General features: G+C 69.4%; 14 protein-coding genes. 12 read left to right on the top strand and 2 right to left on the bottom strand.

Annotated features, from left to right (window positions below; genetic code table 11):
- Positions 1–329 precede the first annotated feature (329 nt).
- Genes kdpF through AB0M73_RS36850 form a run of 6 tightly spaced genes read left to right on the top strand, consistent with a single transcriptional unit; the run spans position 330 to position 8,074 of the window.
- Positions 330–431, top strand: coding sequence for a K(+)-transporting ATPase subunit F (gene kdpF / locus AB0M73_RS36875; RefSeq protein WP_363901110.1), 102 nt, complete (start codon positions 330–332; stop codon positions 429–431).
- Between the two features lies 1 nt (position 432).
- Positions 433–2,094: a potassium-transporting ATPase subunit KdpA gene (gene kdpA, locus AB0M73_RS36870; RefSeq protein ID WP_363901107.1), complete on the top strand. Its 1,662-nt coding sequence runs from the start codon at positions 433–435 to the stop codon at positions 2,092–2,094.
- Positions 2,091–4,202 (top strand): potassium-transporting ATPase subunit KdpB, encoded by a 2,112-nt coding sequence (gene kdpB / locus AB0M73_RS36865; protein WP_363901104.1) that lies wholly within the window; start codon positions 2,091–2,093, stop codon positions 4,200–4,202. Before kdpA ends, kdpB begins: the two co-directional genes overlap by 4 nt.
- A gap of 5 nt (positions 4,203–4,207) precedes the next feature.
- Complete coding sequence (gene kdpC, locus AB0M73_RS36860; RefSeq protein ID WP_363901101.1) at positions 4,208–4,849, top strand: K(+)-transporting ATPase subunit C; 642 nt, start codon at positions 4,208–4,210, stop codon at positions 4,847–4,849.
- 19 nt (positions 4,850–4,868) lie between these two features.
- Complete coding sequence (locus tag AB0M73_RS36855) at positions 4,869–7,394, top strand: sensor histidine kinase KdpD (RefSeq protein WP_363901098.1); 2,526 nt, start codon at positions 4,869–4,871, stop codon at positions 7,392–7,394.
- Positions 7,391–8,074 (top strand): response regulator, encoded by a 684-nt coding sequence (locus AB0M73_RS36850; protein ID WP_043722772.1) that lies wholly within the window; start codon positions 7,391–7,393, stop codon positions 8,072–8,074. Before AB0M73_RS36855 ends, AB0M73_RS36850 begins: the two co-directional genes overlap by 4 nt.
- 7 nt (positions 8,075–8,081) lie before the next feature.
- Here the strand turns inward: AB0M73_RS36850 and AB0M73_RS36845 are convergent, their stop codons facing one another.
- Positions 8,082–8,699, bottom strand: a complete 618-nt coding sequence (locus AB0M73_RS36845; RefSeq protein WP_363901094.1) for an NYN domain-containing protein — start codon at positions 8,697–8,699, stop codon at positions 8,082–8,084.
- Positions 8,700–9,196: 497 nt separating this feature from the next.
- Between AB0M73_RS36845 and AB0M73_RS36840 the strand changes: the two genes are divergently transcribed.
- The 3 genes from AB0M73_RS36840 (at position 9,197) to AB0M73_RS36830 (ending at position 10,748) form a co-directional block, all read left to right on the top strand.
- Complete coding sequence (locus AB0M73_RS36840; protein ID WP_363901091.1) at positions 9,197–9,427, top strand: hypothetical protein; 231 nt, start codon at positions 9,197–9,199, stop codon at positions 9,425–9,427.
- 139 nt (positions 9,428–9,566) lie between these two features.
- Positions 9,567–10,175, top strand: coding sequence for a PhoU domain-containing protein (locus AB0M73_RS36835; protein ID WP_363901088.1), 609 nt, complete (start codon positions 9,567–9,569; stop codon positions 10,173–10,175).
- 72 nt (positions 10,176–10,247) lie between these two features.
- Complete coding sequence (locus AB0M73_RS36830) at positions 10,248–10,748, top strand: hypothetical protein (protein WP_363901086.1); 501 nt, start codon at positions 10,248–10,250, stop codon at positions 10,746–10,748.
- Between the two features lie 154 nt (positions 10,749–10,902).
- Here AB0M73_RS36830 and AB0M73_RS36825 read toward each other — a convergent pair whose 3' ends face one another.
- Complete coding sequence (locus AB0M73_RS36825; protein ID WP_363901083.1) at positions 10,903–11,634, bottom strand: CAP domain-containing protein; 732 nt, start codon at positions 11,632–11,634, stop codon at positions 10,903–10,905.
- Between the two features lie 111 nt (positions 11,635–11,745).
- Here AB0M73_RS36825 and AB0M73_RS36820 point away from each other — a divergent pair, with 111 nt between their 5' ends.
- The 3 genes from AB0M73_RS36820 (at position 11,746) to AB0M73_RS36810 (ending at position 13,466) form a co-directional block, all read left to right on the top strand.
- Positions 11,746–12,027 carry an acylphosphatase gene (locus AB0M73_RS36820; RefSeq protein WP_363901080.1) on the top strand — a complete coding sequence of 94 codons (282 nt, stop codon included), beginning with the start codon at positions 11,746–11,748 and terminating at the stop codon, positions 12,025–12,027.
- Positions 12,028–12,060: 33 nt separating this feature from the next.
- Complete coding sequence (locus AB0M73_RS36815; protein WP_363901077.1) at positions 12,061–12,579, top strand: sigma-70 family RNA polymerase sigma factor; 519 nt, start codon at positions 12,061–12,063, stop codon at positions 12,577–12,579.
- A 68-nt stretch (positions 12,580–12,647) separates the two neighbouring features.
- Positions 12,648–13,466, top strand: coding sequence for a twin-arginine translocation signal domain-containing protein (locus tag AB0M73_RS36810; RefSeq protein ID WP_363901074.1), 819 nt, complete (start codon positions 12,648–12,650; stop codon positions 13,464–13,466).
- Positions 13,467–13,494 lie beyond the last annotated feature (28 nt).

Below are 13,494 nucleotides of genomic sequence, written 5' to 3'. Positions count from 1 at the left end.
CCTGCGTTGAACGCAGGTAAGGCGTCCTTCCCTGCATCGGTTTTCGCGGCTGCTGGTCACGGTCCGTTCGGGCGTCACCTGATCGGGTGGGAGACCTGGCTCACCGGCGCGTCAATATCGCGTCAATGCCGCGCCGACGGGCGTCAAGAGGCTGTCAGGCCGGGGCTCGGGCGGTGACCGCCGATGCACGCTCGTCTCGATCGCGGTCGCCGTCCGGGTGACTGCTTCGCGTGAGGGGAAAGGCGCGTCATGGCCGACCTGGCCTACGCCGTGCTGGTGATCGGCGTCTTCGGAGTGCTCGCACTCATGGTGCGTGGTTTGGAGCGGCTGTGAACGGGGCCGGTCTCCTGGCGAACGTCCTCGGCGGCGTGCTCGCCCTGCTGTTGCTCGTCTACCTGTTCGTCGCCCTGATCAAGCCGGAGAAGTTCTGACATGAACGACACTGTTGCCGGCTTGCTCCAGGTCGCGCTGCTGTTGGCCGCGCTCGCGGCGGTCTACAAGCCGCTGGGCGACCACATGGCCCGCGCCTACCTGAGCGCCAAGCACTGGCGGCTGGAACGCGCGCTGTACAGGGCGGTTCGCGTCGACGCCGACTCCGACCAGCGCTGGACCACCTACGCCTACGGCGTGATCGGGTTTTCCTTCGCCTCCGTCGTCGCGCTGTACCTGTTGCAGCGCCTGCAAACCGTGCTGCCGCTGGGGCTGGGCCGGCCGGAGATCAACCCCGCGACCGCGTTCAACACCGCGATCAGCTTCGTCACCAACACCAACTGGCAGTCCTACGTGCCGGAGCAGGCCTACGGCCACCTGGTGCAGATGGCCGGCCTGACCGTGCAGAACTTCGTCTCGGCGGCGGTCGGCATGTGCGTGGCCGTGGCCCTGGTGCGCGGCTTCATGCGCGCCGGCACCGACCGCGTCGGCAACCTGTGGGTGGACCTGACCCGCACGGTGATCCGGATCCTGCTGCCGATCGCCTTCGTCTTCGCGATGGTGCTCATCGCGCTCGGCGTGGTGGACAGCCTGTCCGGCGGTATCGCCGTGACGGCGCTCGACGGCAGCCAGCACACCATCGCGCTGGCCCCGACCGCGAGCCAGGAGGCCATCAAGGAGTTGGGCACCAACGGCGGCGGCATCTTCAACGCCAACTCGGCCCACCCGTTCGAGAACCCCAACTCGTGGACCAATCTCCTCGAGATCTTCCTGCTGCTGGTGATCCCGGTCAGCCTCACCCGCACGTTCGGGGTGATGGTGGCCGACAAGAAGCAGGGCTACACGATCCTGTCGGTGATGGCGTTGCTGTGGGGCGGCATGCTCGCGGTGATCTGGTGGGCCGAGGCGCACCCCAACGGCCCGGCCGCGCTGCTGGCCGGGGCCGGCATGGAGGGCAAGGAGACCCGGTTCGGCATCCCCGGCTCGTCGCTGTTCGCCGACTCCACCACGGGCACCTCGACGGGCGCGGTGAACGCCGCCCACGACAGCTTCTCCGGCCTCGGCGGCGGCGGTGCGATGCTGAACATGCTGTTCAGCGAGATATCGCCCGGCGGCACCGGCACCGGCCTGTACAGCATCCTGGTGTTCGCCATCATCGCCGTGTTCCTCGCGGGCCTGATGGTCGGCCGCACACCCGAGTACCTGGGCAAGAAGCTCGGACGGCGCGAGGTCACCATGGCCTCGATCGCCATGCTGGCCATGCCCACCCTGGTTCTCGTGCTCGCCGGCATCGCGGTGGTGCTGCCCTCCACCGGCGCGGCGCTGACCAACAGCGGCGCTCACGGCCTGTCCGAGGTCCTCTACGCCTACGCCTCGGCGTCCAACAACAACGGCAGCGCCTTCGGCGGCCTCACCGTCACCAACGACTGGTTCGAGTCCACCCTCGGCGTCGCGATGGCGTTCGGCCGGTTCATCCCCATCCTGGCCGTGCTCGGCCTGGCCGGCGGCCTGGCCAGCCAGCGGAAGATCCCGCCGTCGGCCGGCACGCTGCCCACCAGCGGACCGCTGTTCGCGTCCATGGTGGCCGGCACCGTGCTCCTCGTCGCCGCGCTGACCTTCGTCCCGGCGCTCGCTCTCGGCCCCATCGCGGAGGCGATGTCATGACCACCACCACTGATTCCCAGCCGCGTTCCGTGGAGGAGGTGGACCGCCACCACGCGGAGAACGCGGGGCGCAAGCTGTCGGCCGGCGCCTTCAATCCACGCCAGCTGCTGAGCTCGCTGCCCGACGCGCTGCGCAAGCTCAATCCACGGCACCAGATGCGCAACCCGGTCATGTTCGTGGTGTGGATCGGGTCGGCACTGTCCACAGTGTTCGCGATCACCCAGCCGTCGGTGTTCTCCATCGCCGCCACGATCTGGCTGTGGTTCACGGTGTTGTTCGCCAACCTGGCCGAGGCCGTCGCCGAGGGCCGGGGCAAGGCGCAGGCGGATTCCTTGCGCCGCAGCAAGAAGGAGTCCGTCGCACGCCGTCTACGGGAGGACGGCAGCGAAGAACGGGTTCCCGGCACCGAATTGACCATCGGTGATCTGGTCGTCGTCGAGGCGGGCGAGGTCATTCCCGGCGACGGTGACGTCATCGAGGGCATCGCCACCGTCGATGAGTCGGCCATCACCGGCGAGTCGGCCCCGGTCATCCGGGAGTCCGGCGGCGACCGGTCCGCCGTCACCGGCGGCACCACCGTGCTGTCCGACCGGATCGTCGTCAAGATCACGACCCGACCCGGCGAGTCCTTCGTGGACCGCATGATCGCCTTGGTGGAAGGCGCTTCCCGGCAGAAGACGCCGAACGAGATCGCGCTGACCATCCTGCTCGCGGTGCTGACGATCATCTTCCTGCTGGCCGTCGTGGCGCTGCAGCCGATGGCGATCTACTCCGGCAGCGAGCAGTCGGTGATCGTGCTGACCGCGCTGCTGGTCTGCCTGATCCCCACCACCATCGGCGCGCTGCTGTCGGCCATCGGCATCGCCGGCATGGACCGGCTGGTGCAGCGCAACGTGCTGGCCATGTCCGGCCGCGCGGTCGAGGCCGCCGGCGACGTGGACACGTTGCTGCTGGACAAGACCGGCACCATCACCTTCGGCAACCGCCGCGCCACCGAGCTGATCCCGGTCGGTTCGTCCACTATGGACGAACTGGCGACCGTCGCACGGCTGTCCAGCCTGGCCGACGAGACGCCGGAAGGACGCAGTATCGTCGAGTTCTGCGCCGCCCATCTCGGGATTCCGGCGAGGGTCAGCGCCACCGAACTGGTCGGCGAGGTTCTCAACGTGCCGTTCACCGCGCAGACGCGCATGTCCGGTATGGATATCGGCGACCGCCAGATCCGCAAGGGCGCCGCCAGCGCCGTGCGGGTCTGGGTCACCGAAAACGGTGGTCAGGTGCCGGATGAAGTGCATGAGACCGTGGACCGGATCAGCGGCGACGGCGGCACGCCGCTGGTGTGCGCGGAGCTTTCCGGCGGCGTTGCCGTGGTGTGCGGCGTGATCCGACTGTCCGATGTGGTCAAGCCGGGCATGAGGGAGCGCTTCGACGAGCTGCGGGCCATGGGCATCAAGACCGTGATGATCACGGGCGACAACCCGCTGACCGCGCGGGCCATCGCCGCCGAGGCCGGCGTGGACGACTTCCTGGCCGAGGCCAAGCCCGAGGACAAGATGGCCCTGATCCGCAAGGAGCAGGAGGGCGGCAAGCTCGTCGCGATGACCGGCGACGGCACCAACGACGCGCCCGCGCTGGCCCAGGCCGACGTCGGCGTGGCCATGAACACCGGCACGTCGGCCGCGAAGGAGGCCGGCAACATGGTCGACCTCGACTCGGACCCGACCAAGCTGATCGAGATCGTGGAGATCGGCAAGCAGCTGCTGATCACCCGGGGCGCGCTGACCACCTTCAGCATCGCCAACGACCTGGCCAAGTACTTCGCCATCCTGCCGGCCATGTTCGCGGCCATCTACCCGGGGCTGGGCCGGCTCAACGTCATGCACCTGGCCACACCCACCTCGGCCATCCTGTCCGCGGTCATCTTCAACGCGCTGATCATCGTGCTGCTGATCCCGCTGGCCCTGCGTGGCGTGCGCTACCGGCCCTCCAGCGCATCCAAGCTGTTGCGCCGCAACCTGTTGATCTACGGAGTCGGCGGCGTCATCACGCCATTCGCCGGCATCTGGCTCATCGACCTCGTGATCCGTCTCATCCCTGGAATCGGGTGATCGTCGTGCGTTCAGGACTGGTCAAGCAGACCGCCGCCGGACTCCGGATGGTGCTGCTGATGACGGTGCTGCTCGGGATCGTCTACCCCCTCCTGGTGTGGGGAATCGGCCAGGTCCCGGGGCTGTCGGCCCAGGCCAATGGCTCGATCGTGACCGTGGACGGCAAGCCCGTCGGGTCCTCGCTGATCGGGCTCAACCCGGTGGCCAAGGACCCGGACCACGATCCGTACTTCCACACCCGCCCCTCGGCGACGGCGTCCGACTTCTCCGCCACCGACAACACCAAGCTGGGTCTGGCCGACAACGACGCCGCCACCTCGGCCCCGTCCAACCTGGCGGCCGACAACCCGGTGCTGGTGGCGCAGATCAAGGCGCGCAAGGAGGCCATCGCCAAGCGCGAAGGCGTCTCGGCGGACCAGGTGCCGGCCGACGCCGTGACGGCGTCCGGCTCGGGTCTGGACCCGGCGATCAGCCCGGACTACGCCAGGCTCCAGATCGCCCGGGTGGCGCGGGTCAACGGGCTGTCCGTGGACCAGGTGACGAAGATCGTCACGGACGACACCGGCGGGCGCGGGGCCGGTTTCCTCGGCGAGCCCGGGGTCAACGTGCTCGCGTTGAACCTGGCCGTCCAGGCGGCGAAGCGCTGACCAGGGCAGACTGAGCGACGTGCAACCGGAGAAACCGCGGCGCGGCGAGCTGCGCATCTACCTCGGGGCAGCGCCGGGGGTCGGCAAGACCTTCGCGATGCTCGGCGAGGCGCGCCGCCGCGCCGACCGCGGCACCGACGTGGTCGTGGGTCTCGTCGAGACCCACGGCCGGGAGAAGACCGCGCAGCTGGTCGAGGGCCTGGAAGTGGTGCCGCGCAAGCACCTCAGCCACCGCGGCCTCGACTTCGAGGAGATGGACGTCGACGCCGTCCTGGCCCGTGGGCCGGAGGTCGCGCTGGTCGACGAGCTCGCCCACACCAACGTGCCCGGCTCGCGCAACGACAAGCGCTGGCGGGACATCGAGGAGCTGCTCGACGCCGGCATCGACGTGCTGTCCACCGTCAACGTGCAGCACCTGGAAAGCCTCAACGACGTGGTCGAACGCATCACCGGCGTGGCGCAGCACGAAACCGTGCCCGACCAGTTCGTGCGCACGGCCGAGCAGATCGAGCTCGTCGACATCACGCCCGAGGCGCTGCGGCGGCGCCTGGCCCACGGCAACGTCTACCCGGCCCGCAAGATCGATGCCGCCCTGGGCAACTACTTTCGGGTCGGCAACCTGACCGCGCTGCGCGAGCTGGCCCTGCTGTGGGTGGCCGACCAGGTCGACGTGGCGCTGCAGCGGTACCGCTCCGAGCAGAAGATCACCGAGACCTGGGAGACCCGGGAACGGGTGGTGGTGGCCGTCACCGCCGGGCCGGAGAGCGAGACCCTGATCCGGCGCGCCCGGCGCATCGCCACCCGGGCCGGGGCCGAGCTGCTCGTGCTGCACATCCTGCGCGGCGACGGTCTACAGGGCGCGCCGGCGGACAAGGTGGCCAAGTACCGGCGGCTGGCCGACGACATGGGCGCGTCCTTCCACACCGTGGTCGGCGACGACGTGCCGACCGCGCTGCTGGACTTCGCCCGCGGCGTGAACGCCACCCAGCTCGTGCTCGGCACCTCCCGGCGGTCGCGGGTGGCGCGGCTGTTCGAGGAGGGCATCGGCGCCACCGTCGTGCAGGAGTCCGGGCCGATCGACGTGCACATGGTCACCCACAGCGAGGCCAAGCGGGCCTTCAAGTGGAAGTTCGGCCGCAGCCCGCTGACGCCCAGGCGGCAGCTGCTGGGCTGGGCGCTGTCGATCGTGATCCCGTTGGTCGCCACCGGGATCGGGGTGCTGCTGCACGGCACCATCTCGATCTCCACCGACACCGTCGACTACTTCCTCGCCACGGTGATCGTCGCCCTCGTCGGCGGCGTCGGGCCCGCGGTCGTCGCGGCGGCGTTGTCGGCCGGGCTGCTGAACTTCTTCTTCACGCCGCCGCTGTACTCGCTGACCGTGGCCGACGGGGAGAACGTGATCACCCTCTTCGCCATGGTCATCGTCGCGGTGATGGTGGCCCTGGTCGTCGACCGCGCCGCGCGGCGGGCCGAGCAGGCAGCGCGGGCCCGTACCGAGGCCGCCCTGCTGGCGTCGTACGCGCGAACCGTGCTCACCAGCCCGTATCCGTTGGTGCGGCTGTTGGAGAAGGTACGGGAGAACTTCGGGCTCACCTCCGTGGCGCTGTTGGAGCACCGGCACGGCAAATGGGAGCGCGTCGCCTGCGTCGGGCCCACGCCGTGCGATGAACCCGATGAGGCCGATGTGGACGTTCCCGTGACGCCCGAGGTGCATTTGGCGTTGCGGGGCAAGGCTTTGGAGGCCGCCGACCGGCGGGCGCTCGAAGCCGCCGCCGGGCAGGCGCTGTTGGCCTTGCGGCAGCAGCGAATGGCCGCCCAGACCGCCGACGCCCAGCGTCGGGCCGAGACCACCGAGCTGCGGACCGCACTGCTTTCCGCTGTGGGGCACGACCTTCGCACGCCGCTGACCTCGATCAAGGCCGCCGCCGGCAGCCTGCGCGACCCCGAGCTCCGTCTGTCCGAAGAGGACACCGGCGAGCTCCTCGCCACCGTCGAGGAGTCCGCCGACCGGCTCGCCGGGCTCGTCGACAACCTGCTCGACTCCTCTCGGCTCGCCACCGGCGCCGTGCAGCCGCAGCTGCGGGCCGTGGCGTACGACGAGGTTGTCGCCCTGGCCCTGTCCGGCATCGACGACCGCCGTCACGTGCTGGTCGACGTCGACGAGCGGCTGCCGTTGGTGCTGGCCGACGCCGGCCTGCTCGAACGGGTGGTGGCCAACGTGATCGACAACGCCTTGCGCCATGGGCGGCCGGGGAGCAGCGTGAACGGCGAGCCCGTCGTCGAGGTCCGGGCCAGCGCGCACGCCTCACAGGTGGAGCTGCGGGTCGTGGACCGGGGTCGCGGCCTGCCCAAGGGCGCCGGGGACGCGCTGTTCCAGCCTTTCCAGCGGTTGGGGGACCGGGACGCGACCAGCGGGGTCGGACTGGGGTTGAGCGTGGCCAAGGGATTCACCGAGGCCATGGGCGGCGCCATCACCGCCGAGGACACCCCTGGCGGCGGCCTGACCGTGGTGATCTCGTTGCCGGCCAAGGAGGAAGCATGACAAAGGTGCTGGTCGTCGACGACGAGCCGCAGATCGTGCGGGCCCTGCGGATCAACCTGTCCGCCCGGGGCTACCAGGTCCTCACCGCCCACGACGGCGCCAGCGCGCTTCGTGCCGCCGCCGAGGCCAAACCCGACGTCGTGGTGCTGGACCTGGGCCTGCCCGACCTCGACGGCACCGACGTCATCGCCGGCCTTCGCGGCTGGACCACCGTGCCCATCCTCGTCCTGTCCGCCCGCACCGACTCCTCCGACAAGGTCGAGGCCCTCGACGCCGGCGCCGACGACTACGTCACCAAGCCCTTCGGCATGGACGAGCTCCTCGCCCGCCTCCGCGCGGCCGTCCGCCGCTCCGCTTCCTCCGCCGCAGACGGCGAGGAGGCCGTCGTCGAGACCTCGTCCTTCACCGTCGACCTGGCCGCCAAGAAGGTCCACCGCGACGGCTCCGAGGTCCACCTCACCCCCACCGAGTGGGGCGTGCTGGAGGTCCTCGTCCGCAACCGCGGCCGCCTCGTCGCCCAGAAGCAGCTCCTCCAGGACGTCTGGGGCCCCCAGTACGCCACCGAGTCCCACTACCTCCGCGTCTACCTCGCCCAGCTCCGCCGCAAGCTCGAACCCGAGCCCTCCCACCCCCGCCACCTGCTCACCGAACCCGGCATGGGCTACCGCTTCGAGACGTGAGCGGAGCTCAATACCAGTTGGTCGGTCGTGTGAACTTCTGTCCGGTGGCCGGGTCCACGACTGTGTCCGGCAGTAGCGAGTTACGGACCATCGTGTGGCTGATGACAAACGTCGCGGGCACGAGCGTGCGGATCGCGAACGAGCTGCGGGCCGGTGGAAAGGCGGCGATCACCTCGCGACCCGGGTCGAGCTGGTAGGCGGTGCGGATCGCAGGGCATAGGTCGCTGTCGGCGGAGATGACAAATGCCTTGTCCGAAGCCTGTTTCGCCGTGTCGGCGATGAGCGAGGCCGCGATGTTGACGTCCGTCTCCTTCTCCTCGTACTTGACCCGCTGGTGCCCGCACTGCGTGCAGACGACGTCCGAGCGTTGATAGCGCCCCAGCACGATGTCGATCTTCTCGCCGCTGTGTGCTTTGAGGGCGCTGAGGTAGTGCTGCTGCCGGAGGACCGCGGGGTCGTCGTCGAGTACCAGCGCGGTGAAGTACTTGATCTTGACGACCTCGTCGCTGCGACGCATTCGCTGGACGAGGCGTTCCAGATCTAGCCAGAGATAGCGGCGCCGGTACCTGGCGCGCAGGCCGTAGTACAGGTTGAAGCCGTCGACGTAAGCGATGACGCGAGCCACTGAGCATCCTCATTTGTGCGGCCGTGGAGGGGCTGTGTATGCTGTGCGTACCCCGTCAACCGGTAACAGGGTTGACCCGACGGCCCCGCCAAGGGGCCGTTTTCCTTTTCCGGGGTGCCATGCGGCCATCGGCCTGCGTGATCCATCGATTGTACGCCCCGTGGTCGGATGAGCCCGTACAGCTACGAGTGGGCCCCGCCTTGTGTGGCTGCACGTGCAGGTGGCGGTGCGGCCGAACGGAGCTCGAGGTGGCCTAGTGACGCCGGATGGGCGATCGACAGCGGTGGGTCATGTTGTTGAGCGGACGACGACCTTTACAAATGGTGACAACTTGTCCTGTTTGCTGACACAACATCACCCGTTCGGACGCAAACTCGACAGTTAGAGTGCGTAACAACTGCGGTGCGTATGCCTATGTTCTACGTGATCGTGCGAGAGGTGCGGCTACCCCCAGGATCCCGGCCGCGACCCCAGCCTCTCGCAGGGAGGAGTTGGCCATGAGCTCACCAGAGGGCCACGAGGTGTCCTGTCTCGGGTTCGGCAAGAAGCGCCGGGCCATGCGCGTGTGGTCTGCTGGCGACAAGGTGGTGCTGCAGGCGCCACCGGGCGAGGTCGCGTTCCTCTCCGACGAGGAGGTCGACCTGGTCATCTCCGCGTTGCTGGAGGCCCGCAAGCAGGCCAGGCAGACCGGCGGTCAGTGGATCGCCAACAGCGGCGGAGCCGCCTGAGATTCCGCACCCGAAAGGGTGAGGGTGAGACCCGGGTCGGCCGTCCGCCAACGGTCGGCCCGGCACACCCGCGTTCGGGTCGCGTCAGGATTGCGGCGGCGCCACCCGCGGCCGTGAACGCGCGCCTAGCCTCGGCGGGGTGGGCAAGGTCAAGCACCATCGGCTCGACCGGCTGGCCGACCTGTGCCGCCAGGTCGGGGAGGCCATGCGGCACGCCAGCGTGGCGCTGCTCGACGCCGACCCGGCGATGGCGGAGAAGGTCATCACGGGCGACTCCGCACTGGCCCGATCCCGGGCCGAGTGCGAGGAACAACTGCTGGCGACGACGGATCTGCGCGTCGTCCTGACTGCGGTGCACGCCGTGGACACCCTGGAGCGCATGGGCGACCTGGCGGTGCACATCGCCCGGGCGGCGCGCCGACGGTACCCGGCGCACGTGCTGCCGGACGAGCTGCGTGTGCCGTTCGCGGACATGGGCCAGCTCGCGATCACCCTGGCCAGCACGGCGGAACAGGTGGTCCGCACGGGCGACTCGGAGCTGGCGGCCTTCCTGGACGCCAGCGACGACATCATGGACGACCTGCACCGAGCGGTGTTCGCCACTGTCACGCGCGAGGACTGGCCCCACGGCGTCGCCACCGCGGTGGATGCCACGGTGTTGAGCCAGAACTACGAGCGCTTCGCCGACTACGCCGTCGCCCTGGCCCGCCGCACGAGTGTCATAAGCCGGCGCGACCTGGCGGCCTGACCATGGAGAGTCGGGCCATGCGGTCCACCCACCCCGCCATCCCCAATTTACCCGCTTGATCAACTCGGGTTGGTGCCACCGGGGTTGGTCGTGGTCGTGGTGGACGACGGGGGCGTCGTGGTGGTGGTCGTCGTGGTGGTCGTGGTCGACGAGTTGCCGCCCGTGGTCGGGATCGGGTCGGTGTTGGGCGGCGGGTTGCTGCCGGCCTGCTTCGTCGTGCTCGTGACCGTGGTCGTCTTGGACGCGCTGGTCTTCGACGTGGACGACTTGCTGGTCGACGAGCTGCTGCTGCTCGTGGTGTCGCCGCCGCTGGTGGTGTCGCCGTCGGCGTCGGTGGTCTGCGTCGAGCCGCCGAACTGCTGCGAGGCGGGGTCCACGTTCTGGTTCTGGGACTGCGGCGCGGCGCTCTGCCCGGCCGCCATCGCCGCCACCGAGGCGAACGCCGTCGCCACGACGACACCGGCCGCGGCCATGATGACCCTGGCCGACGACCGTGACGCGCCGCTGCGCTTCGGCGGGCTCAGCAGTGCCCGCTCGGGCTCGCTCACGCGGCCTCCTTCGTCGGCAGCGTGAGCGCCGCTACTGTGTTCGATCGTTCGCTCGCAGGCTCGCTCACGTGACCTCCTCGTTACCGCCCCGGCCAGAGAATACGGGTCGTGTCGGCGTGAGTGAAAAGCACTCAGTACGGGCGTCACGCGATCCGGTGAACACACTCAACTCCACGCGGTTACCTGCCGAAGTCCTGCACCCAGTACCACCCCTTGGTGGTCACGCCGACCCCGATGGTGGTGAACGAGCAGTCCAGGATGTTGCGGCGGTGCCCGTCGGAGTGCATCCAGCCGTCCATGACGGCCTCGGGGCTGGTGTAGCCCTCGGCGATGTTCTCGCCGCCGGCGTTGGTGTAGCCGGCGTTGCGCTCGCGGTCGACGAACGTCCGCCCGTCCTGCGAGGTGTGGGAGAAGTAACTGTGGGCCGACATGTCGTCGCTGTGGCCCTGGGCGGCGTTGTCCAGCCGCTTGTCCTCGGTCAGGTCCTTGCAGCCGACCTTGGCCCGCTCCACGTTGACCAGCCGGACCACCTCCGCGGCCGACCCGGGGTTGGCCGGCGGCTTGGCGGTGGTGGTCGGGGCCTCGGTGGTGGTGCTCGGCGGCGGCTCCGAGGTGGTCGTGGTGGTGCTGGTCGCCGTGGTCGTGCTGGTGGTCGTGGTGGTCGACGCCGTGGTCGTCTCGGTCGGCTGACCGCCGGTGGACGTGACCAGGCGGCTGTTCTGCTCGTGTCCGGCGGCGTTGCCCAGCTGCTGCGTCACGGGGGCCGTGGTCAGCGGGCTCGACTGGCCGAGGAGCACTCCGGTCAGGGTCGCGGGCCCGACGGCGACCGACGCGCCACCGGCGCACGCGGCGCCGAGGGTCAGTCCGACGAGCATGCCGGCCGTGGCCGGTCGTCTGCTTCGGGGGCTCACGGCGCGCGACCGTACCACTAATGGGTGACACACGGGCGGGCGAACGGGGTACACCCGGCCACTCGCCACCTCCCGGGGCAGGTGGGAGGCGGTGCGCGAGATCATTGCCAGATGACAGAAGAGAGCGTGCGGCTCACGGTGTGGGTGCACGGCCGTGTGCAGGGCGTCGGCTTCCGCTGGTGGACCCGCAGCCGCGCGCTGGAGCTCGGTCTCGACGGCGCGGCCACCAATCTGGCCGACGGCCGCGTGCAGGTCGTCGCCGAGGGGCCCGAGCCCATCTGTCACAAGTTGCTGGTCGCGTTGAACTCGGGTGACACCCCTGGACGTGTGGACTTGGTCGTCGAGAGATGGTCGGAGGCCAAGGGTGTCGCAAAAGGTTTTGAAGAACGCTGAACCGCCCAGGACCCCGCCCCGTATTGGACGTTCGTGGGTCAGAGTGCGAATCGTAGTGACGAGCTGGCACGTCAGCTGTACGGCCGCTACCGGCGGCCGCTACTGGGCTACGTGCTGCGGGCGGTGCGCGGCGACTACCAGTACGCCGAGGACATCGTGCAGGAGACGTTGCTGCGCGCATGGAAGCACGCTGACTCGCTGGAACCCGAGCAGGCCGGCCCGTGGCTGTACACGGTCGCGCGCAACCTCATCATCTCCGGTCACCGCCGCAAGGAGGCCAGAGCACCTGAGGTTCCGCTGGAGACCGATGAGCTGCCCTCGGGCTCCGACGAACTGGATCACGTATTGCAGGCCTGGCAGATTGCCGAGGCGATGCGGTCGCTCAGTCATGACCATCGCCAGGTCATCGTGGAGCTGTACTACTGCCGTCGGACCGTCTCCGAGGCTGCAACCGTGCTGGGCGTCCCCGCGGGCACGGTCAAGTCGCGCTGCTTCTACGCGTTGCGCGCGCTTCGGGGAGCATTGGAGGAGCGGGGGGTGACCGAGCTATGAGCTGCCAGCACTCAGTGTCCCTTGGCGTCTATGTGCTTGGCTCCCTCGAACCGGGGGAGCGCTCGCAGATGGAGCGCCATCTCGCCGGATGTCCGTTCTGCCAGCAGGAACTGGTGCGGTTCTCGCCGCTGCCGGGTCTGCTGGGGCGGATCTCCTTGGCCGACTTGGAGGACATCGACGGGTTCGACCTGGACCCGAGTTCCCTCGGACCACCGGGCGATCCCGGTATGCCGGAGCATCCGTCCATGCCGCTGCCCCGGCCGCGGCCGAACAACCGCCCCCAGCCCGACTTCGGCCACATGCCGGACATGGGCCGGATGGCCGACCCGAACCCGGGCCGCCACCTGGTGCCGCCGGTGCCGGAGCAGCCCCGACCGCCCCAGCGGCCGGCCCCGCAGCGTCCGGAACCGCCGGCGCAGCAGGCGAAGGCGAAGGGCCCGGCCACTCGCCGTCGCAGCCGGGAGACCGACAAGCGCACGAGTCGCCGCAACTTCCTGACCATGGCGGCGGTTCTGGTCGCGGCGGTGGCGGTGAGCGCCGTGTTCGTGCAGCGCTCGCTGGCCAGTGCCCCGGTCGCCGAGCAGCCGACCGCGGTGTGGCACGCGACCGACCAGACCAGCAAGGTCACGGCCAGTGCCGGCCTGACCAGCAAGGCGTGGGGCACATCGATCATGCTCTCGGTGTCCAACCTGCCCGCGGGCCAGGTGTGCCAGCTGATGGTGCACAACAAGAACGGGTCGACCCAGAGCTCGGGCTGGTGGCGCAACGGGAACGAGACCGAGAGCCAGGTGCCGGCGGCGACGTCGTACTCGATCGGCGACATCGACCGGATGGACGTGGTGACGGTGGACCAGAAGTTCCTGGTGGACCTGACCCCGAAAGCCTGATAGAGCAAGCAAAAGGGCCGACCTCAGC

This window comes from Kutzneria sp. NPDC051319, assembly GCF_040682195.1.
GTDB lineage: Bacteria > Actinomycetota > Actinomycetes > Mycobacteriales > Pseudonocardiaceae > Kutzneria.
The sequence above is the reverse complement of the archived record's forward strand: the minus strand, read 5'-3'. Positions and strand labels throughout refer to the sequence as shown.

Bases quoted from the DNA above. Each gene is read 5' to 3' on its own strand.
- AB0M73_RS36840 (WP_363901091.1), top strand. From the start codon at position 9,197: ATGAGCTCACCAGAGGGCCACGAGGTGTCCTGTCTCGGGTTCGGCAAG.
- AB0M73_RS36850 (WP_043722772.1), top strand. From the start codon at position 7,391: ATGACAAAGGTGCTGGTCGTCGACGACGAGCCGCAGATCGTGCGGGCC.
- AB0M73_RS36810 (WP_363901074.1), top strand. From the start codon at position 12,648: ATGGAGCGCCATCTCGCCGGATGTCCGTTCTGCCAGCAGGAACTGGTG.
- kdpB (WP_363901104.1), top strand. From the start codon at position 2,091: ATGACCACCACCACTGATTCCCAGCCGCGTTCCGTGGAGGAGGTGGAC.
- AB0M73_RS36820 (WP_363901080.1), top strand. From the start codon at position 11,746: ATGACAGAAGAGAGCGTGCGGCTCACGGTGTGGGTGCACGGCCGTGTG.
- kdpA (WP_363901107.1), top strand. From the start codon at position 433: ATGAACGACACTGTTGCCGGCTTGCTCCAGGTCGCGCTGCTGTTGGCC.